This is a genomic window from Roseovarius sp. A46 (assembly GCF_004126395.1).
Lineage (GTDB): Bacteria > Pseudomonadota > Alphaproteobacteria > Rhodobacterales > Rhodobacteraceae > Roseovarius > Roseovarius nitratireducens.
The window spans coordinates 47,071-66,926 of sequence record NZ_PVWS01000019.1; the positions used below are offsets into that span (position 1 = coordinate 47,071).

General features: G+C 64.0%; 17 protein-coding genes, 1 tRNA gene and 1 pseudogene. All 19 read left to right on the forward strand.

Features of this window, described 5'->3' with window-relative positions:
• Positions 1-73: 73 nt before the first annotated feature.
• The gene (locus tag C6W92_RS11385; protein ID WP_164989222.1) at positions 74-3,472 is read left to right on the forward strand and encodes an AsmA-like C-terminal region-containing protein; all 3,399 of its coding nucleotides are present in this window, start codon (positions 74-76) and stop codon (positions 3,470-3,472) included.
• A complete protein-coding gene (gene queA, locus C6W92_RS11390; RefSeq protein WP_129433176.1) occupies positions 3,469-4,548 on the forward strand; it encodes a tRNA preQ1(34) S-adenosylmethionine ribosyltransferase-isomerase QueA in 1,080 nt (359 codons plus the stop codon). The genes C6W92_RS11385 and queA overlap by 4 nt, the downstream gene beginning before the upstream one ends.
• A gap of 67 nt (positions 4,549-4,615) precedes the next feature.
• A complete protein-coding gene (locus tag C6W92_RS11395) occupies positions 4,616-5,881 on the forward strand; it encodes an MFS transporter (protein WP_129433178.1) in 1,266 nt (421 codons plus the stop codon).
• 93 nt (positions 5,882-5,974) lie between these two features.
• Positions 5,975-6,553 (forward strand): DUF924 family protein, encoded by a 579-nt coding sequence (locus tag C6W92_RS11400; protein WP_129433180.1) that lies wholly within the window; start codon positions 5,975-5,977, stop codon positions 6,551-6,553.
• Positions 6,554-6,667: 114 nt separating this feature from the next.
• Positions 6,668-8,062, forward strand: coding sequence for a dihydrolipoyl dehydrogenase (lpdA, locus tag C6W92_RS11405; RefSeq protein WP_129433182.1), 1,395 nt, complete (start codon positions 6,668-6,670; stop codon positions 8,060-8,062).
• 59 nt (positions 8,063-8,121) lie between these two features.
• Positions 8,122-9,165, forward strand: a complete 1,044-nt coding sequence (locus C6W92_RS11410) for a cysteine desulfurase family protein (RefSeq protein WP_129433184.1) — start codon at positions 8,122-8,124, stop codon at positions 9,163-9,165.
• 19 nt (positions 9,166-9,184) lie between these two features.
• Positions 9,185-10,708: a Fe-S cluster assembly protein SufB gene (gene sufB / locus C6W92_RS11415; RefSeq protein ID WP_129433187.1), complete on the forward strand. Its 1,524-nt coding sequence runs from the start codon at positions 9,185-9,187 to the stop codon at positions 10,706-10,708.
• A 15-nt stretch (positions 10,709-10,723) separates the two neighbouring features.
• Positions 10,724-11,326: a hypothetical protein gene (locus tag C6W92_RS11420; protein ID WP_129433190.1), complete on the forward strand. Its 603-nt coding sequence runs from the start codon at positions 10,724-10,726 to the stop codon at positions 11,324-11,326.
• Positions 11,327-11,355: 29 nt separating this feature from the next.
• A complete protein-coding gene (gene sufC / locus C6W92_RS11425; protein WP_129433193.1) occupies positions 11,356-12,111 on the forward strand; it encodes a Fe-S cluster assembly ATPase SufC in 756 nt (251 codons plus the stop codon).
• A complete protein-coding gene (gene sufD, locus C6W92_RS11430) occupies positions 12,111-13,400 on the forward strand; it encodes a Fe-S cluster assembly protein SufD (protein WP_129433196.1) in 1,290 nt (429 codons plus the stop codon). The genes sufC and sufD overlap by 1 nt, the downstream gene beginning before the upstream one ends.
• Positions 13,400-13,882 (forward strand): YIP1 family protein, encoded by a 483-nt coding sequence (locus C6W92_RS11435; protein WP_129433199.1) that lies wholly within the window; start codon positions 13,400-13,402, stop codon positions 13,880-13,882. Before sufD ends, C6W92_RS11435 begins: the two co-directional genes overlap by 1 nt.
• A complete protein-coding gene (locus C6W92_RS11440) occupies positions 13,882-14,478 on the forward strand; it encodes a YIP1 family protein (RefSeq protein WP_164989223.1) in 597 nt (198 codons plus the stop codon). The genes C6W92_RS11435 and C6W92_RS11440 overlap by 1 nt, the downstream gene beginning before the upstream one ends.
• A gap of 1 nt (position 14,479) precedes the next feature.
• Positions 14,480-15,700, forward strand: a complete 1,221-nt coding sequence (locus C6W92_RS11445) for a cysteine desulfurase (RefSeq protein ID WP_129433205.1) — start codon at positions 14,480-14,482, stop codon at positions 15,698-15,700.
• A gap of 48 nt (positions 15,701-15,748) precedes the next feature.
• Positions 15,749-15,825: transfer RNA gene (locus C6W92_RS11450), tRNA-Arg, on the forward strand.
• Between the two features lie 184 nt (positions 15,826-16,009).
• Positions 16,010-16,270 (forward strand): hypothetical protein, encoded by a 261-nt coding sequence (locus tag C6W92_RS11455; protein WP_129433207.1) that lies wholly within the window; start codon positions 16,010-16,012, stop codon positions 16,268-16,270.
• 1,019 nt (positions 16,271-17,289) lie between these two features.
• Complete coding sequence (locus tag C6W92_RS11465) at positions 17,290-17,988, forward strand: cyclic nucleotide-binding domain-containing protein (RefSeq protein ID WP_241691144.1); 699 nt, start codon at positions 17,290-17,292, stop codon at positions 17,986-17,988.
• Positions 17,989-18,040: 52 nt separating this feature from the next.
• Positions 18,041-18,250, forward strand: a complete 210-nt coding sequence (locus C6W92_RS11470) for a hypothetical protein (protein WP_129433215.1) — start codon at positions 18,041-18,043, stop codon at positions 18,248-18,250.
• Positions 18,247-18,627, forward strand: coding sequence for a DUF3307 domain-containing protein (locus C6W92_RS11475; protein WP_129433217.1), 381 nt, complete (start codon positions 18,247-18,249; stop codon positions 18,625-18,627). The genes C6W92_RS11470 and C6W92_RS11475 overlap by 4 nt, the downstream gene beginning before the upstream one ends.
• A 402-nt stretch (positions 18,628-19,029) precedes the next feature.
• Positions 19,030-19,856: pseudogene (locus C6W92_RS17990) on the forward strand (IS3 family transposase); the annotation flags it as partial.

Below are 19,856 nucleotides of genomic sequence, written 5' to 3' on the forward strand. Positions count from 1 at the left end.
TCGAACGCATATTAGGTCGGGACGGGCAAGAATAAAGCCACGAGGCAGAGCCGGGCGCCAAAGGTGGCGCGGCATGACACGCATGAGCGAGCCAGAGACGCAACAGAGCGACCAGCGGGTATCCGGGGAGGTGCCAGATGGCGCGCGCGCGCGCGTGCTGCCGCGGCGCGGCCTGCTGCACCATTTCGGGCAATTGTGCCTTGGCTGCGTGGCGGTCGTGCTGATCGTCAGCGTTGGGGTGGTCGCGGTGCTGGCGGCGGGTGTCACCGCGCCGGGCTGGATGCGCGAGCGGGTCGAGCAGCGGATTGGCGCGGCGCTGCCGGAGCACCGGTTGAGTTTCGAGACGCTCACGCTGGGGCTTGACGGCGGGATGGTTCCGCAGGTGGTGCTGAAGGGGGTCACGCTCTTCGATGCCGAAGGCGTGCGGCTCGTCGATCTCGGGGCTCTCGACGTGTCGCTATCGCGGACGGCGCTCTTGTCGGGCGACGTGTCGCTGTCGCGCGTTCGGCTCGACGGGGGGCGACTTATTCTGCGGCGGCGGGCGGATGGTGCCCTGTCGGTGGCGTTCGAGGCCAGTGACGGACGCGGTCGCCACCCTGGGCGCGAGGGCCGCTTTTCCGACCAGATCGGCAAGATGCTGTCGCAGCCCGCATTGGCGCGGCTGAGGCAAATAGAGGCCGACAACATCAGCCTGCGCTACGAAGATGCGCGCAGCGGTCGGGCCTGGTCGGCCGATGGTGGGCAGGCAACGCTGAAACGCCAGGGTGACCGGATCACCTTGCGTGGCAACATCACCGTGCTTGGTGCGCGTGAATACGCAAGCGGTCTGGAGGTGAACTATACCGGCAACCTGGAGTCCGCGGTCGCGGAATTCGGCATCCGGTTCGAGGATGTCCCGGCCGGGGAACTGGCCGGGCAGTCGCCTGCGCTTGCATGGCTCGGGGCGGTGCAGGCTCCGATCTCGGGGGCACTGCGCGCAACGATTGACCAGGAGGGACGGCTGGGCCCGCTCAGCGCCACGCTTCAGATCGGGGCGGGCGCGTTGCGCCCCAACGCGGCCACGGTGCCGATTCCGTTCCGGTCTGCGCGCAGCTATTTCACCTACGATCCGAAGCGCGGGCAGATCGATTTTTCCGAGATATCGGTCGAGAGCGATTGGGGCACCGCCCGCGCCGAGGGGCGCGCGCGGCTTCTCGGCATGGAGAGCGGTTGGCCTGCCGCGCTTGAGGCGCAGGTGCGCATCGGAGAGATCGCGGCCAACCCTGCGGGGCTCTATCCCGGTCCCGTAGTATTCGAGGGGGCAGGCGCGGATCTGCGGCTCGAGCTTGACCCGTTCGCGCTCACCGTCGGCGATTTCCGGCTGCGGGACCGGGGCGAGGTGCTGCACCTGTCGGGGGTGGCGCGAGGGAAGGCGGATGGCTGGTCGGTCGATGTCTCGGGACGGATGGAGACCATCGCCCCCGAACGCCTGCTGGAGTTGTGGCCCGTCACGATCAAGCCCAAGACGCGCACATGGATCGACGAGAATGTGCTCGGCATTGCGTTGCACGACATTCAGTTCGGTCTGCGCGCGGAGCCGGGACGCGCGCCGGATATGTTTCTCGGGTTCGGGTTCTCCGACCTCTCGACCGTCTATGTCCGTGAGGTGCCACCGATCGAGGCGACCTCAGGCCACGCCTCGATTCGGGACAATCGTTTCACCATCCATGCCGAGTCGGGCCACGTGACAGCGGCGCAGGGCGGACGGGTGGATATTTCCGGCACCAGTTTCATCATCCCCGATGTTCGCATCAAAAAGGGTCCCGCTGAGGCGCATCTGCGGGCGCGCGGCACGATCACGGCGGCGCTGTCGCTGCTTGATTCGCCGCCCTTCCGATTCCTTCAAAAAGCCGGACGCCCGGTAACGCTGGCCGATGGCCGCGTGGACCTCACGGGGCGGCTCGATTTCATCCTCAAGCAGAAACTCACCCCGGAGGAGGTGGCCTTTGCGGTGACCGGCGAGATTACCGACATGCGTAGCGAGACATTGGTCAAGGGGCGCGTTCTGGCGGCGAGCGGTCTCTCGGTCGAGGCCGATAATGAGGCGCTCGCTATCGCGGGGGAGGCGCGAATCGGGCGCGTGCCGGTCGCGGGGACCTGGACCTTGCCTCTGGGGCCCGACGCCGGCGGGGCGAGCCGCGTGAGCGGCGAGATCGAACTATCGCAGCGGTTCCTCGACGAGTTTGGGATCACGCTGCCCGAGGGCAGCCTGACGGGCGAGGGGCGAGCAACTGTCGATATCGCTCTGGCGCGCGACGCGCCGGCGGAGTTTGCACTCACCTCCGATCTGATGGGGGTCGGCCTGCGGATCGCGCCGCTCGACTGGGCACTGAGCCGCCAGGCCACCGGGCGGCTCGATGTTGCGGGCACGCTGGGCACGCCGTCGCAGATCGACACGCTGGCGCTCGAGGCGGGCGGGCTCCGGGCGCGCGGCGAGGTGCGGCTGTCTCCGGATGGCAGCCTCGCGCAGGCGCGGTTCACTCGCGTGGAAGTAGACGATTGGCTCGACGTGGCGGCCACGCTCGTCGGGCGCGGGGTGGGACAGGCACCGCGGGTGGAGGTGACAGGAGGCACGGTCGATCTGCGACATGGCGCGCTCGGCGCGGGTGATGGCGGTGACGGCGGGCCAGTCAATCTGCAACTGGACGAATTACGTATCTCCGACGGTATTGCACTCACCGGGTTTTCGGCCACGCTGGAGACGCAGGGCGGTGCGCGCGGCAGCTTTACCGCGCGGGTGAATGGTCGCACGCCGGTCGAGGGCGACGTGATCCCGACAAGCGCTGGGCGCAGCGCCTTTCGCATTCGCTCGGGCGACGCGGGAGGGCTGCTCGCGGCGGCGGGCATTCTCGAGGATGCGCGCAACGGCGTGCTCGACCTCAGGCTAACACCGGCAGGCGGCCCCGGCAGCTATGACGGCGTGCTCGCCATCGAGCAGTTGCGCGTCAAGCGGGCCCCGGCGCTGGCGGCGCTGCTTAACACCATCAGCATTGTCGGGCTGATCGAGCAGTTCTACGGACAGGGGCTGCACTTCACGTCGGTAAACGCGCGGTTTCGCCTGACGCCAGAGCGGCTGATCGTTACGCAGGGCAGCGCGGTCGGTGCGTCGGTGGGGATATCAATGGACGGCTATTTCAACCTCGCCACCAAGCGAATGGACATGCAGGGCGTGCTGTCGCCGGTCTATCTGCTCAACGCCATCGGTGGGGCCTTTACCCGGCCTGGAGAAGGGCTTATCGGGTTCAACTTCACGCTTCGCGGTGCCTCCGAAGACCCGGCGGTTTCTGTCAACCCGCTCTCGGCGCTGACGCCAGGATTTTTGCGTGAGATGTTCCGCAGGCCGACCCCGCGGATGGAGGGAGAACCGCCGACGCCATCGGGCGGGGACCCATCCGACGAGGAGCCGCCGGCCTACCAGAGACAGGACCCATGAAGCTCGATGAATTCGATTTTGCCCTGCCCGAGGATCTTATCGCCACGCGGCCAGCGCGCCCGCGACGCGCGGCGCGGCTTCTGGTGGCCGAGGGTGACGCGATCCACGATTCCCGGGTCACCGATCTCGGAACGTGGCTGCGCGCGGGCGACCGGCTGGTGCTCAATGATACGCGGGTAATTCCCGCTCGGCTCGCGGGGCGGCGTCATCGCGCGGGCGGTGCGGGGGCGCGGATCGAGGTCACGTTGCTGGAGCCGCAAGCCGACGGCACGTGGAGCGCGCTGGTCAAGCCGCTGAGAAAGTTGCGCGAGGGCGAGGAGATCACCTTTGCCTCCGGGCTCTCGGCGGTGCTCGAGGGGCGCGGCGAGGGGCAGGCGCGGCTGCGCTTCAACCTCGCGGGCGAGGATTTCGACGCTGCGCTTGATGCCGCAGGTGCTATGCCGCTGCCGCCCTACATCGCCGCGCGGCGGCCCGCCGACGACCGCGACCGCGAAGATTACCAGACCGTCTGGGCACGCCGCCCCGGTGCCGTGGCAGCCCCGACAGCGAGCCTGCATTTCGACGAGGTGGTACTGGCCGACTTGGCCGCGCGGGGAGTGACGTTTTCCCATGTGACGCTGCATGTGGGGGCGGGCACCTTCCTGCCGGTAAAGGTCGAAGACATCACCACCCATCGCATGCACGCCGAATGGGGCGAGGTGAGCGAGCAGGTCGCCGCCGAGATTGCCGCCACCCGTGCGACGGGAGGACGGATCATCCCGGTGGGCACCACCGCGCTTCGCCTGATCGAGACGGCGGCGCGCGACACCGGCGAGGTGGCACCGTGGCAGGGAGAGACCGACATCTTCATCTATCCCGGCTTCGCGTTCCGCGCGACCGATGCGCTGATGACCAATTTCCACCTGCCGAAATCGACGCTGATGATGCTGGTCAGCGCGCTGATGGGCCGCGAGCGAATTGCCGCAATCTATGCCCATGCCGTCGCCGCGCGATACCGATTCTTTTCCTACGGCGATGCATCCCTGTTGATCCCACCGCCCGGGCCTGACAACGGACAGAAGGCAGCGACCCGCTGAGTCGCAAACGACCTAGACGCGTGCCGACCCGTCCTGCGACGGTCGCCCCGGATCATGGAGAAATGACATGCTGCAAGTGTTTTCGAGCGCATGGGCGCTGCTTCTGGGTATGATGCTCTTGCAGGTGGGCAATGGCATGCAGGGCACGCTGCTCGGCGTGCGCGGTGCGCTCGAGGGGTTTTCCACCACGCAGATGTCGGTGGTCATGTCGGCCTATTTCGCGGGCTTCCTGTTCGGCTCGCGCATGGCCCCCGAGATGATCCGCCGGGTGGGGCATGTGCGGGTCTTCGCCGCGCTCGGGTCGATGATTTCCGCGGTGCTGATCCTCTACCCCACCTTCGCCGACCCCTGGGCGTGGTCGGTCGGGCGCGTCGTGATCGGCTTTTGCTTCTCCGGCGTCTACGTGACCGCGGAAAGCTGGCTCAACAATTCGGCCACCAATCAGACCCGAGGCAAGGCGCTGTCGCTTTACATGATCGTGCAGATGGTAGGCATCGTCGCGGCGCAGGGCCTTCTGGTGCTGGGCGATCCGTCGGGCTATGTGCTCTTCGTCATCCCGTCGGTGCTGGTGTCGCTGGCCTTTGCGCCGATCCTTTTGTCGGTTAGTCCCACCCCCGCATTTGATACCACAAAGCCGCTGTCGCTGCGCCGGATCATGGCGATTTCGCCGCTCGGCTGTGTCGGTATGTTCCTGCTCGGCGGCGTGTTCTCGGCGCAGTTCGGCATGGCACCGGTCTACGGCGCCGAGGCGGGACTGAGCGTGGTGCAGATATCGATCTTCGTCTCGACCTTTTTCGTGGGCTCCTTGGTGCTGCAATATCCTATCGGCTGGCTGTCGGACCGAATGGACCGCCGCGTGCTAATCTGCGGGGCGGCCGTGCTGATGGGGGTCGGGGCGGTGATCGGTATCGTGCTAGGCGCGGTCTTTGTGCCGCTTCTGGTGACGGCTTTCGTCATCGGTGGCATGTCGAACCCGCTCTATTCGCTGCTCATCGCCTATACCAACGATTTTCTCGAGCATGACGACATGGCCGCGGCCGCCGGTGGGATGGTGTTCATCAATGGGCTGGGCGCGGTGACCGGCCCGCTGGTCACCGGCTGGCTGATGGGGGTGATCGGGCCGCGCGGATTCTTTGTGGTGATCGCGGTGCTGGCACTGTCGATTGCCGCCTACGCGGCATACCGGATGACGCAGCGCGCCGCCCCCGCACCCGCGCAGACCGACAGCTATATGGCGGTTGCACCATCGGCCTCGCCGATGGCGGTGGAATTTGCGCAGGAAGTGGCCATCGAAACCGCGCAGGAGGGCGAGGAGCCCGGGAAACCGGATTGAATATGTCCTTTTTGAAGCAATATGTTACTGTAATATTGCCGAAATCAGAGGTTAACGTGACAGTTACATGACGGGAAATCGAGGAGAGTCCCAATGGTGTCGCCCGACGAGGTGTTGCGGTTCTGGCTGGACGAGGTGGGTCAGAAAGGCTGGTATCAGAATTCGGAGGCGCTGGACGCGCAGGTGCGCGAGCGTTTTTCAAGCGCGTGGGAGAATGCCCGTGCGGGGGCGTACGGCCTGTGGCTTACCTATCCAAGCGGCACGCTTGCCTACGTGATCCTCACCGACCAGTTCCCGCGCAACATGTTCCGCGGCGAGAGGCGGGCCTTTGCTACCGACCGTGCGGGGCTGACGGCGGCCAAGGTGGCGATCAACCGTGGCTGGGATGTCCGGATTGACGAGCCGGCGCGGCAGTTTTTCTATCTTCCGTTGATGCATTCCGAGAATCTCTGCGACCAGGAGCGCTGCGTGCGCCTGATTTGCGAGCGCATGCCGGTGTATGGCCCCGACAACCTGCTTCATGCCCGCGCGCATCGCGAGGTGATCCGCCGCTTTGGCCGATTCCCCTATCGTAACGCGGCGCTAGGCCGGGCATCGACCGCACCGGAACGCACCTTCGAGGCCGAGGGCGGATATGGTGTGCTGGTCCGAGAGGTGACAGAGGCGGCGTGATTTCGGCCCTGCGCGGTGGGCAGACCTGCTTTTCGCGGGGTGTGCCTTTCCCTGCGTTGAGGTCTCGTGGGAAATAGTTTAACACCAAACTAGTTTCCGGCGAGGGAGGGCCACATGGCGTCTGACAGCTTTGACATGATCGTGATCGGCGCGGGGCCTGGGGGCTACGTGGCCGCCATCCGGGGCGCGCAGCTTGGCTTGAAGGTGGCCATTGTCGAGCGCGAGCACATGGGTGGCATCTGCCTCAACTGGGGCTGCATCCCCACCAAGGCGATGCTTCGCTCGTCGGAGGTGTTTCACCTCATGCACCGCGCCAAGGAATTCGGGCTGAGCGCCGAGGGTATCGGCTATGATCTCGACGCGGTGGTGAAGCGCTCTCGCGCGGTCGCCAAGCAGCTGAATTCCGGGGTTGGCCACCTGCTCAAGAAGAACAAGGTGACCGCCTACATGGGCGAGGCGAGCCTGCCCGCCAAGGGCCGTGTCAGCGTCAAGACCGACAAGGGCACCGAGGAGCTGAAGGCGAAGAACATCGTGCTGGCGACGGGTGCGCGGGCGCGCGAGCTACCGGGGCTGGAGGCCGATGGCGATCTGGTGTGGACCTACAAGCACGCACTGGTGCCGCCGCGCATGCCGAAAAAGCTGCTGGTCATTGGATCGGGCGCGATCGGGATAGAATTCGCGAGTTTTTACAACACGCTTGGGGCCGAGACCACGGTGGTTGAGGTGATGGAGCGCATCCTGCCCGTTGAGGATGCCGAGATTTCCGCCTTCGCCAAGAAGGCGTTCACCAAGCAGAAGATGAAGATCATGGAAAAGGCAGCGGTCAAGCAGCTCGACCGTGAAAAGGGCAAGGTCACCGCCCATATCGAGACCGGCGGCAAGGTGGAAAAGCACGAGTTCGATACGGTGATCTCTGCCGTGGGAATCGTCGGCAATACAGAAGGGCTGGGACTCGAAGACCTGGGCGTGAAGGTCGAGAAAACCCACGTGGTGACCGACCCGCATTGCCGCACCGGCGTCGACGGGGTCTATGCAATCGGCGATATCGCGGGCGCGCCGTGGCTCGCACACAAGGCCAGCCACGAGGGCGTGATGGTGGCCGAGCTGATCGCGGGCGGCAAGCCGCACGCGGTCGATCCCGACTGCATCGCCGGCTGTACGTATTGTCACCCGCAGATCGCCAGCGTGGGCCTCACCGAGGCGCAGGCCAAGGAGAAGGGCTACAAGATCAAGGTGGGCCGCTTTCCCTTCATCGGCAACGGCAAGGCCATTGCGCTGGGCGAGGCCGAAGGCATGGTAAAGACCGTGTTCGACGAGAGCACCGGCGAGCTATTGGGCGCGCACATGGTGGGTGCGGAGGTGACGGAACTCATCCAGGGCTATATCGTTGGCCGCACGCTTGAGACCACCGAGGAAGACCTGATGAACACCGTCTTCCCGCATCCCACGCTTTCGGAAATGATGCACGAATCGGTGCTGGACGCCTACGGACGAGTGATCCATATCTGAGCCACGGTCGCGGAGGGTGCCGACAGGCCCGTCGGTCGTGGCCGTCGGACGGGGGAAGAATGACGCGCGTCTATCTCGATTATAACGCGACCGCGCCGATGCGTACCGAGGCGCGCGAGGCGATGATCGCTGCAATGGACGTGGTGGGTAACCCGTCCTCGGTTCATGCGGAGGGGCGCGCCGCCAAGGCGCTGGTCGAGCAGGCGCGTGCGCAGGTCGCCGCCGCGCTCGGGGCCGATGGGGCAGAGGTGATATTCACCTCTGGTGCGACCGAGGCCGCGGCGCTTGCGTGCGCGGGCCGGCACCTGTCGGGCGCGGCGGTGGAGCACGACGCGGTGCGCGCCTGGATCACCGCAGATCTGCCGGTGGATGCGGGTGGCCGCGTGACGGTGAGCGACCCCGCCCGCTCGGTTCTGCAACTGGCCAATTCCGAGACTGGCGTGATCCAGACCCTGCCCGAGGGGCTGACCGTGAGCGACATGACGCAGGCATTCGGCAAGCTGCCGGTGGCGTTTAACTGGTCGGGCGTGGACATGGCGCTCGTTTCCGCGCACAAGCTGGGCGGACCCAAGGGCGTGGGCGCGCTGGTGGTGCGGTCGGGCTGCGAGGTGGCCGCGCAACTTCGCGGCGGCGGGCAGGAGATGGGCCGCCGCGCGGGCACCGAGAACGTCGCTGGCATCGCCGGATTCGGGGCAGCGGCAGAGGCCGCTGCGCGTGATCTGGCCGACGGGGTCTGGTCCGAGGTCGAAAAACTTAGAAACATTCTAGAATCAACTATTGCAGAGATTTCAAAGGAGACTATTTTCGTGGGGAAAGACGGGCCTCGCCTGCCCAACACAAGCTGCCTGGTCACGCCGGGCTGGAAGGGTGAGACGCAGGTGATGGCGCTTGATCTCGCGGGGTTCGCCGTATCGTCGGGCAGTGCCTGTTCGAGCGGCAAGGTCCGGGCAAGTGGCGCCTTGCAGGCGATGGGCGTTGATGCAGCGGCGGCAAACTCGGCGCTGCGCGTGTCTCTCGGGCCGGAGACGACGACGGACGATATCATGCGTCTTGCCGAGGTCTGGGCGAGGCTGTGGAACAGACATCGGGCCCGCTTGGCCTGAGCGACAGGAGAAAACGGCAATGGCGGCTTTGGACGACAGACAGGTCAAGGACGGCGTCGATCGGGAGACGGTCGATACCGTGCGGCAGGTCGGCGGGGCTTACAAGTATGGCTGGGACACCGATATCGAGATGGACTATGCCCCGATGGGTCTCAATGAGGACATCGTGCGCCTGATCTCGTCCAAGAATGAAGAGCCGGAATGGATGACCGAATGGCGGCTCGCCGCCTATCGCCGCTGGCTGGAGAAGAAAGAGCCCACCTGGGCGATGGTCGATTATCCCAAGATCGACTTTCAGAAGCAGTATTACTATGCGCGACCCAAATCTATGGAGGTCAAGCCCAAGTCGCTGGACGACGTCGACCCCAAGCTGCTGGCGACCTACGAAAAGCTGGGCATCCCGCTCAAGGAACAGATGATCCTCGCCGGTGTCGAGGGTGCCGATGAGGCCCCTGCAGAGGCGCGCAAGGTGGCCGTGGATGCGGTCTTTGACAGTGTGAGCGTCGGCACGACATTCCAAGCGGAATTGAAAAGGGCTGGTGTGATCTTCTGCTCGATTTCTGAGGCGATCAAGGAGCATCCCGAACTGGTGAAGAAGTACCTCGGCTCGGTCGTGCCGGTCTCGGACAACTTCTACGCCACGCTGAACAGCGCGGTGTTCTCCGATGGGTCGTTCGTCTACGTACCGCCGGGTGTGCGCTGCCCGATGGAATTGAGCACCTATTTCCGCATCAATGCCGAGAATACGGGCCAGTTCGAGCGCACGCTCATCATCGCCGACAAGGGTTCTTTCGTGAGCTATCTCGAAGGCTGCACGGCGCCGCAGCGCGACGAGAGCCAGCTTCACGCGGCGGTTGTCGAGATCATCGCCGAGGAAGATGCCGAGGTGAAGTATTCCACGGTGCAGAACTGGTATCCGGGCGACGAGAACGGCAAGGGCGGCATCTACAACTTCGTCACCAAGCGTGCCGATTGCCGTGGTGACCGTTCCAAGGTGATGTGGACGCAGGTCGAGACCGGCTCGGCGGTGACGTGGAAATATCCCTCCTGCATCCTGCGTGGCAACGACAGCCAAGGCGAGTTCTACTCCATCGCCATCGCCAACAACTGGCAACAGGCCGATACCGGCACCAAGATGATCCATCTGGGCAAGAACACGCGTTCGCGAATCGTCTCCAAGGGGATCAGCGCGGGCCATGCCCAGAACACCTATCGCGGGCTAGTGTCGATGCACCCCAAGGCAGGGAACAGCCGCAATTACACGCAGTGCGACAGCCTGCTCATCGGCGATACCTGCGGGGCGCACACGGTGCCGTATATCGAGGTCAAGAATAACTCGAGCCGCGTCGAACACGAGGCCACCACCTCCAAGGTGGATGACGACCAGTTGTTCTATTGCCGTCAGCGCGGCATGGACGAGGAAGAGGCGGTGGCGCTCGTCGTTAACGGATTCTGCCGTGAGGTGCTTCAGGCATTGCCGATGGAATTTGCCATGGAGGCACAGCAGCTGGTGGCGATCTCGCTCGAGGGGTCGGTGGGCTAGCGCCTGCGTGCAGCGATGACGGACACCGAAACCATATCGCGGCCGGACCTGACCCTGCCCGAGGCCGAAGCGGCGCACCTGCGCGCGGCTTACGAGCAGGCTGGAGCCATCCTCGAATACGGCTCGGGTGGCTCGACGGTGATGGCCTCCGAGATGCCGGGTAAACGCGTCTGGTCGGTCGAGAGCGATGCGGCGTGGGCCGGGATGATGCGGGACTGGCTTGCCGCCAACCCGCCCGCGCAGGGCACCGAGGTCGAGGTGATCTGGGCCGACATCGGTCCGACCCGCGATTGGGGACACCCGCAGGGCAAGGGTGGTTACCTGCGCTACCCGGGCTATTCGCTGGGACCGTGGGAGCGCGGTGACGTCGCCCCCGACGTGGTGCTGGTGGACGGGCGGTTCCGCACCGGCTGCGCGCTGGTAACTGCACTTCACACGAAGAAGCCGCTGCGGCTTCTGTTCGACGACTACGCGCCGCGCCGCCATTACCACCGGATCGAGACCTATATCGGCGCTCCGCGTCAGATGATCGGGCGGATGGCCGAATTCGAGGTGGTGCCGATGGCGCTGCCGCTGGAGCGTCTGAGCGACGCGATCGGGATGATGCTGCGGCCGTGATGCCGCGAGCGATGTTGAAAGGAAAAATCATGCTGGAAATCAAGAACCTGCACGTCGATCTTGAAGAAGAAGATAAGACCATCCTCAAGGGCGTCGACCTGACCGTTGAGGCCGGTAAGGTCCACGCGATCATGGGGCCGAACGGGTCGGGAAAATCGACGTTGAGCTACGTGCTCTCGGGGCGCGACGGCTACACCGTGACCGAAGGGTCGGCCACGCTCGACGGGCAGGATCTGCTGGACATGGAGACCGAAGAGCGTGCCGCGGCCGGCCTGTTCCTCGCCTTCCAATACCCGGTGGAGATTCCCGGCGTGGGCAATATGACCTTCCTGCGCACCGCCGTGAACGCGCAGCGCAAGGCGCGCGGGCAGGACGAGATCAGCGCCTCAGACTTCCTCAAGCTGGTGCGCGAGAAGGCCAAGGCGCTCGAGATAGATGCCGACATGCTCAAGCGCCCGGTCAATGTGGGCTTCTCCGGCGGAGAGAAGAAGCGTAACGAAATCCTTCAGATGGCCGTATTGGAGCCGAAGATGTGCATCCTCGACGAGACCGATTCCGGCCTCGACGTGGATGCGATGAAGCTCGTCGCGAATGGCGTGAATTCTCTCCGCGACGCGGGTCGTGGCTTCCTTGTTATTACCCACTACCAGCGCCTGCTCGATCATATCGTGCCCGATGTCGTGCACATCATGTCGGAGGGCCGCATCATCAAGTCCGGCGGACCGGAACTCGCGCTCGAGGTCGAGAAGAACGGATATGCCGATCTCAAGGCGGAGGTGGCGTGATGGCGGCAGCACCGCAGGCAAAGATAGACACGACGATGCAGATCGACGCGATGCGCCTGCCCGAGGGGGGCGCATGGATCACGGCGGCCCGCGAGGAGGCGCTGACGCGCTTGCGCGCGACCGGCCTGCCGCAGCGCCGTGACGAGTACTGGAAATTCACCCGCCCCGACAGCCTGACGCTGGCCGAGGCACCGCGCGCGGCGCTGTTCGAGGACGGCGACGAGCCCAAGATGTTCGCTGACATGGACCGGCTGCGCCTTGTCTTCGTGGACGGGGTGTTTGATCCGGAGGCGAGCGACGATCCCGAACTCGCGGGGGTGCGCATCGAGCGGCTGGCAGACGTGGCGGGGCAGGACCTGCACTGGGCGCGCGACCTCTACGGCACGCTCGAGGCAGGCGGGCAAACCCCCGTGCCGCGCCCGCTGGCGGCGCTCAATACCGCGCTGGCGGATGACGGGGTGCTGATTCATGTCACTGGCAAGGCGTCGAAGCCGATCAACCTCGTCTATCACCACAGGTCAGAGACCTCCGACGCGCTCCTTCACCACGTGGTGAAGCTCGACGCGGGCGCCGAGTTGACCGTGCTGGAGAACGGCCCGGCGGCGGCGCGCTTCAACAACGTGATGGAGGTGGACGTGGCCGATGAGGCGCGCTTTCACCATGTGCGTGTGCAGGGGCGCGACCACGAGCGCCGCGCGACCACCCATATCTTTGCCCGGCTGGGCCGCGAGAGCGCGTTCAAGTCCTTTACCATGACTGCCAACGGTGTGATGACGCGCAACGAATGTGTGATCGAGCTAACCGGCGACGATGCCAGCGCCCATGTCGCGGGCGCAGCGATGGGGGACGGCGATTTCCACCAGGACGACACAGTTTTCGTCACCCACGACGCCGAGCGCTGCGAAAGCCGGCAGGTATTCAAGAAGGTGCTGCGCAACGGCGCGACCGGTGTGTTCCAGGGCAAGATCCTCGTCAAGCCCGGCGCGCAGAAGACCGACGGGTACCAGATCAGCCAGTCGCTCCTGCTCGACGATGATAGCCAGTTCCTGGCCAAGCCAGAGCTTGAGATCTACGCCGATGACGTGGCGTGCTCGCACGGCTCGACCTCTGGCGCGATCGACGAGGACGCGCTCTACTACCTGCGCTCGCGCGGTATCCCCAGGCCGATTGCCACCGACCTTCTGGTGCTCTCGTTCCTTGCCGAGGCGGTGGAGGAGATCGCAGAGGAGAGCCTGCGCGACGAGATTACAACCCGGCTATCGGGCTGGCTGGAGCGGCGGCGCGGCTGATGCCGGTCACGCGCGACATCATCGCCACCTATCGGGGGCCGCGCCGGGTGGTGCGGCGCCTGCTCGAAATGGGCCCCCGCGAGGATCGCGCACTGGTCATGCTGATCGCGGCCTGCGTGTTGGTGTTCGTTGCGCAATGGCCGCGGCTGGCGCGCGAAGCGCATCTGACCGAGCAAGAGCTAAACCCGCTCTTGGGCGGGGCTCTACTGGCCTGGGTGTTCCTTGCGCCGCTGCTGCTATATGCGCTGGCGCTGCTCAGCCATGGGGCAGCGCGGCTTATCGGCGGGCGCGGCACGGCCTACGGGGCCCGGCTGGCGTTGTTCTGGGCGTTTCTTGCGGCAAGCCCGCTCATGCTCTTGCGCGGACTTGTGGCCGGGTTCATCGGGCCGGGGCCGGGACTGCAGGGCGTGGATCTGATCTGGTGTGGTGTTTTCCTTTGGTTCTGGATATCCGGGCTGCGAGAGGCGGAATGGAGCGGATGATGACAGGCGAGGCGTTCTGGTCGCTGGTGCGGCAGACATTGTTCGAGCCGCGCGAAGCGGCAGGGCGCATCCTGTCTCTGGGGCTGCCCGCACGCGAGGGCTGGCTAATGCTCGGGCTGATGGCGGTGCTCAACACTCTGGTCTATTCGTTATCGATCCGCCTGAGCCCGCCGAGCGACCCGGCGATGATGGACATGATGGATCCGGCCTTTGGGGCGCCGCTCATCTTTGCCGTGACGCTCTTTGCAGCGCTGGCGCTAACTGCGCTCGCGTTTACCCACGCCGGGCGCGCGCTGGGAGGGACAGGCAGGATGCGCGAGATGCTGGTGCTGCTGAGTTGGATGCAGGCCTTGCGCCTGCTGCTTCAGGTGGTGCTCGTGGTGCTGGCGATGGTGATGCCCACACTCGCGGGGGTCGTGGTGATCGTGGCGGCGGTCTGGGGCCTTTACATCCTGCTGGCCTTCGTCGCTGAGGCGCACGGATTCGACAGCCTGTGGCGTGCCGCCGGCGTGCTCATCATCGGGTTCGTGGCGCTGGTCTTCGGCCTGAGCCTTCTTTTCAGCATGGCGGGCGTGCGCGTCGCGGGGGGGATTTGAGATGTTTGACGTTGAGAAAATCCGCGCTGATTTCCCGATCCTCTCGCGCGAGGTGAACGGCAAGCCGCTGGTCTATCTCGACAACGGAGCCAGCGCGCAGAAGCCGCAGGCGGTGATCGACGCGGTCACCCGGGCCTATTCCCAAGAATACGCCAACGTTCACCGCGGTTTGCATTACCTCAGCAACCTCGCCACCGAGAAGTACGAAGCCGTGCGCGGCATCGTGGCGCGCTTCCTCGGCGTCGCGGACGAGCGGCAGATCGTGCTCAACTCGGGCACCACCGAGGGCATCAACATGGTCGCCTACGGCTGGGCCATGCCGCGGATGGAGACGGGCGACGAGATCGTCCTGTCGGTCATGGAGCATCACGCCAATATCGTGCCGTGGCATTTCCTGCGCGAGCGGCAGGGCGTGGCATTGAAGTGGGTGGATGTGGATTCGCGCGGGGCGCTCGATCCGCAAAAGGTGATCGACGCCATCGGGCCGAAAACCAAACTTGTAGCGATCACCCATCTTTCCAACGTTTTGGGAACCGTTGTTGATGTGAAATCCATCTGCGACGCGGCCCGCGCCAAGGGCGTGCCGGTGCTCGTGGATGGTAGCCAGTCGGCGGTTCACATGCCCGTCGATGTGGATGATATGGGCTGCGATTTCTACGCCATCACCGGCCACAAGCTCTATGGACCTTCCGGTTCTGGCGCGATCTTCGTGCGAAATGAACGCCTTGCCGAGATGCGCCCCTTCATGGGCGGCGGCGACATGATCCGCGAGGTCAGCAAGGACCAAGTGATCTACAACGACCCGCCGATGAAATTCGAGGCCGGCACACCCGGTATCGTGCAAGCCATCGGGTTGGGTGTGGCGCTTGAGTACATGATGAGTGTCGGCATGGATGCGATCGCCACCCATGAGGCTGACATCTCCGCCTACGCGATGGAGCGTTTGTCCGGGCTCAACTGGCTCGGGCTTCAGGGGACGGCGGACGGCAAGGCGGCGATCTTTTCCTTCACGATGAACGGCGCGGCGCATGCGCATGACATCTCGACCATCCTCGACAAGAAGGGCGTCGCAGTGCGTGCGGGTCACCATTGCGCCGGGCCGCTGATGGATCACCTCGGGCTGACCGCCACCTGCCGGGCCTCGTTTGCCATGTACAACACCCGCGCCGAGGTGGATGCGCTGATCGACGCGCTGGAGCTTGCCCACGAGCTTTTCGGCTGAATTTGCGATTGCGGCACTGGCCACGGGCGGCTATAGGTTGCCCCGCGTGCACCCATAGCTCAGCTGGATAGAGTGTCGCCCTCCGAAGGCGAAGGTCGTAGGTTCGAATCCTACTGGGTGCGCCATCTCACATTTGTTGCCGAAAATGTCACCTAAAGCCTTGAACATTAAGGCTAAATTAGATGTTCGAAGTTCCTGATTCCGGCAGTAGGGTAAAGGCTCTACAAAGGCCAGTCTAAGGACTGTTTTCTTCAGGTCTAAGTTGGAATTTATCCTGATTTTCCAAGGGCGTGATAGGAATCGCATTGCGTGTTCGAACGACTCCTCGAAGGTATGTCGAGGCTTGCCGCTTTGGGTGAGCTGTTCTTCAGCCAGAACTTTTTCCCGCTCCAGCTTGGCGATACGCTTCTCGTAGGCCGACACCACAGAGCCGTTGCTCGCATCCACGATGCGATCAAGGCGCTGATCGATCTGCTTTTCCAGTTGCTTGACGTTCGTCTTCAGGCCTTTGGAGGCCTGAAGACGCCTGAACAAGGCGAATATCCCACGCATCGCGGAACATGGCTTTGACGAGCGCAAACAGGCCCTCTGTGGGCTGTAGGCTTTGCAGCATACCTTCAAACTCACCCTCAAGCACTTCACGCTTGATCGACTTCCGTTAGTGCTCCCTTCCATTCCTGCGAAAGGATCACACCATCAAACCGTGGGATTGAACACCTAAGTTGCCGAAGCACCGTGTCATCGCTGACTCCGATGCCCAAACGGTGCAGGAGCCGCTCGGCAGACCGCCCACCTGTCGCATGCCCAAGATAACTGACAATCTCCCCGACACGCGAGGCGCGACGTGCAAATGGAAGTGCAATCGAGGAAACGTGGTCTGAAAACGTCCGGCGCGGGCGAGCGGAAGCCAAACATCGCCAGCGGCAAACTTGGAGTTCCATTGTGACCCCGTCTTCAAGTGCGGGAAAATCCTGCAGCCGCCGATGCCGCCATCCGTGACGTCGTCGTGAATGCAAACCACAGTCTGGGCAGAGGCCTTGAGGTGCCAGAGTGCCGGATACAAGCTACCCGCCGATATCACTTCGCTCAACGCTGTGAACCGAAAGATCGCTCCCGGGCGACCAGTGCTTCTTCGAACTCGCGACTATGCCTCCTGAATTTTCCAGTTTCAGGATAGTTGTGCCACACAGATTGAGGCAGAACCCCCGCCGCCAAGCCAAGAACATATAGGACCAAATCTCATGCTGTCACGAAAACGCGCGGGTCGCTCTCAGCCCATGCCGTTGCGCGGGGAGTTGTTGGCGCGAGGACCGGCAACTCCGCATTCGAATGATAGAGGCCGCGTGAGCGCGACCGGAACCGGGCTGCTGGGGCAGCGCGTTGACCGGAGCGCTTATCATGCGGGCCGGGCGAGTTCCCATGGTCTCCGCAAACTCTTCGCTCCAGCATGCTGACCGGCGGGCTCCAGACCGGTACTCGTCACATCTCCCAAACAACTTGTCACAATAGCGGCCCTGTGGCATTCAGAGTTCGCAGCCTCGTTCACCCGGTTGCGCGAAAGCATCGTCTTGGGGAGAACGCGGGTGACGATGTTTTTCACTACAAGCGTGTATGACTGGGCCGGATATGCTGGCGTCTCCGTATATCTCGGCGCGTATATTTGTCTGCAGCTCGGTCTGATACGTGGCAGCGGATATCGCTACGCGTTGCTCAACATGATTGCGGCGATTTTCGTGCTGATCAGCCTGTCGGCGGAGTTCAACCTGGCCTCTGCGATCATTCAGGGTTGCTGGGTGGTGATCAGCGTCGTGGGCATCACACGGGTTTTTCTGATACACCATCGTCTGCGGTTCAACGACGAGGAGGCGCAGCTCGTCAAACGGGGGTTGGCGCGGATGCCGAAACCGATGTCGCGGCGGCTGCTCAATGCCGGTGTGTGGCGCGATGCGCAGCCCGGGGTGGACTTGACGACCGAGAGCGAAGCGGTCTCGCATCTTCACTTTTTGAGTGACGGCCTGGCCGGCGTGTATTTCAATGAGGGCAAGATCGCCGAGATTCGCGAGGGATTTATCGGCGAGATGAATGTGATGGAACCAGGCCCCGCCTCGGCAACTGTCAGGATCGAGGCTCCTTCGCGCGTCTTCTCCATCTCCGGAGATATCCTGCGCCGCATGGTCCGCTCGGACGAGGAATTCCGTGCCTCACTCGATCAGCATCTCAATGCCGCGATCAAGAGCAAGTTGATCGAGGCCAACACGAAGATGACGCGAAAACCCGCTGCGGAATGAACGTCGGATTTGGCTGGCCCCCCCCCCGCGCGTCCTGCGCACCGAGGCACCCGTGGCCGTGATCGCGAGCTATGCAGGTCTGCCACCTACCATCGACGTGATTGCGAAAACCGAAGCGGTCGTGTATCGCGCAAGCGAAACCCGGATGCGCGAGATCGTGAACAAGGCCCCCAACCTCGCCACGACCCTGCATCGGTTCGTCGCTGCGAGACCGGTCGAGAGGCTCGATCGCGCCAACAAGCTCCTGGAAGACCAGACATGACACCTGCCACGCTCCTGATCCTGATGCTGCTTTTCCAGGTCAAGCACCTGCTTGCGGATTTTATCTGGCAGACGGGCTGGATGGTGCGCAACAAGGGCACTTACGGGCATCTGGGCGGTATTGCCCATGCCGGGCTGCACGGCCTGCTGACGGTGCCGGTGCTGATCTGGACGCCGATGACTGTCCTTACGGTGGTTGGTCTCGCGGCGGTCGAGTTTGTTCTCCACTATCACATAGACTGGACCAAGGACCGGCTTTTGAGGTGGTCGGGCTGGAGCCCGCAGGAAAAGGGCTACTGGGGCCTCACTGGACTCGATCAGTTCGCCCACCAGGTGACTTACGTGGCAATCGTTTGGCTGGCGCTGGGTATTGTGTGATAATTGCACCCGGTTTCCATTTCTTCCGGGTAGCCAACCTGTGTTTTGATTGACTTTGAACTAAAGCATCCCGCCGAAAACCTGAATCGGTGGGATTCCCTTGAAGCCTGATCTGTGATTCATCCTGTTTGGGAGGATGAATTATGTCAGCACCTTTGCCGGATGCGCTTAGGGCGCGGTTTCAGAAGTTGATCGAGGAAGGGTTGAGCGGGCGCGCGGCGGCGTTGCGGCTGAAGGTATCGCCTGCCACCGGGGCACGTTGGGGTCTTGCGGTCCGCCGCACCGGTCAGGCCCGCGCGGCTCCCCAAGGTCGCCCCAGAGGCAAGGGTAAGCTCGAACTGATCCTGCCCCGGATTGGTGGACACCCATGATAGGCTTTCGAGCCAACGGAAGGAGTGTCCGATGGAGAAGAAGCGCCGGTATTTTCCGGATGAGTTCAAGCGGCAGGCTGCGGAGCGCGTCGAGACGAGCGGGCTGTCGATCATGGATGTCGCAGCGGAACTCGGCGTCCACGAGACGCAGCTGCGCCGCTGGATAAGACAGTTCGGCAAGTCGGGGACGGGCCCTGCGCGGCGCCCCAATACGCAGGCGCAGGGCCCGTCCTCGGCCGACCTGGCGGCGGAGAATGCCCGGTTGAAACGGGGGCTGCAAAAGGCCCAGACGGAGCGTGATATATTAAAAAAAGCCGCGCTCATCTTCGGAGCGGCCACCCGATGACGTTCGGGTTCGTGGATGAGCATCGTCACATCTGGCCCGTTCGCACGATCTGTTCCGTGCTCGGCGTCTCCGTCAGTGGCTACTATGCGTGGCGCCGCCGGCCGGAGAGCAAGCGCAGCATCGAGAACCGCGCCCTTCTCAACGATATTCGCTGCGCACACGCGGAAAGCGGTGGATGTTACGGTGCGCCTCGCATCCACGCTGCGCTACAGGCTGCCGGGCGGCAGATCGGACGACACCGTATCGCCCGCCTGATGCGGCTTGCAGGCCTGCGCGGGCTGGCGGCGATCCCGCGCCGTGTTCGCACGACCGACAGCCGGCACGACTACCCGATCGCGCCGAACAGGCTGCGCAGGAATTTCACCGCGACCGCGCCGAACCAGGTATGGCTCGCGGACCTGACCTACATCCGGACCGGCGAAGGCTGGCTCTTTCTTGCGGCGCTGATCGACATGCACACCCGCAAGGTCATGGGCTGGAGCATGCGCGAGACCCTTCATGCCTCGATCGCA

Excerpts from the sequence above, each read along its gene's own strand:
- C6W92_RS11385 (WP_164989222.1), top strand. The coding sequence starts at position 74 with ATGACACGCATGAGCGAGCCAGAGACGCAACAGAGCGACCAGCGGGTA.
- queA (WP_129433176.1), top strand. The coding sequence starts at position 3,469 with ATGAAGCTCGATGAATTCGATTTTGCCCTGCCCGAGGATCTTATCGCC.
- C6W92_RS11395 (WP_129433178.1), top strand. The coding sequence starts at position 4,616 with ATGCTGCAAGTGTTTTCGAGCGCATGGGCGCTGCTTCTGGGTATGATG.
- C6W92_RS11400 (WP_129433180.1), top strand. The coding sequence starts at position 5,975 with ATGGTGTCGCCCGACGAGGTGTTGCGGTTCTGGCTGGACGAGGTGGGT.
- lpdA (WP_129433182.1), top strand. The coding sequence starts at position 6,668 with ATGGCGTCTGACAGCTTTGACATGATCGTGATCGGCGCGGGGCCTGGG.
- C6W92_RS11410 (WP_129433184.1), top strand. The coding sequence starts at position 8,122 with ATGACGCGCGTCTATCTCGATTATAACGCGACCGCGCCGATGCGTACC.
- sufB (WP_129433187.1), top strand. The coding sequence starts at position 9,185 with ATGGCGGCTTTGGACGACAGACAGGTCAAGGACGGCGTCGATCGGGAG.
- C6W92_RS11420 (WP_129433190.1), top strand. The coding sequence starts at position 10,724 with ATGACGGACACCGAAACCATATCGCGGCCGGACCTGACCCTGCCCGAG.
- sufC (WP_129433193.1), top strand. The coding sequence starts at position 11,356 with ATGCTGGAAATCAAGAACCTGCACGTCGATCTTGAAGAAGAAGATAAG.
- sufD (WP_129433196.1), top strand. The coding sequence starts at position 12,111 with ATGGCGGCAGCACCGCAGGCAAAGATAGACACGACGATGCAGATCGAC.
- C6W92_RS11435 (WP_129433199.1), top strand. The coding sequence starts at position 13,400 with ATGCCGGTCACGCGCGACATCATCGCCACCTATCGGGGGCCGCGCCGG.
- C6W92_RS11440 (WP_164989223.1), top strand. The coding sequence starts at position 13,882 with ATGACAGGCGAGGCGTTCTGGTCGCTGGTGCGGCAGACATTGTTCGAG.
- C6W92_RS11445 (WP_129433205.1), top strand. The coding sequence starts at position 14,480 with ATGTTTGACGTTGAGAAAATCCGCGCTGATTTCCCGATCCTCTCGCGC.
- C6W92_RS11465 (WP_241691144.1), top strand. The coding sequence starts at position 17,290 with ATGTTTTTCACTACAAGCGTGTATGACTGGGCCGGATATGCTGGCGTC.
- C6W92_RS11475 (WP_129433217.1), top strand. The coding sequence starts at position 18,247 with ATGACACCTGCCACGCTCCTGATCCTGATGCTGCTTTTCCAGGTCAAG.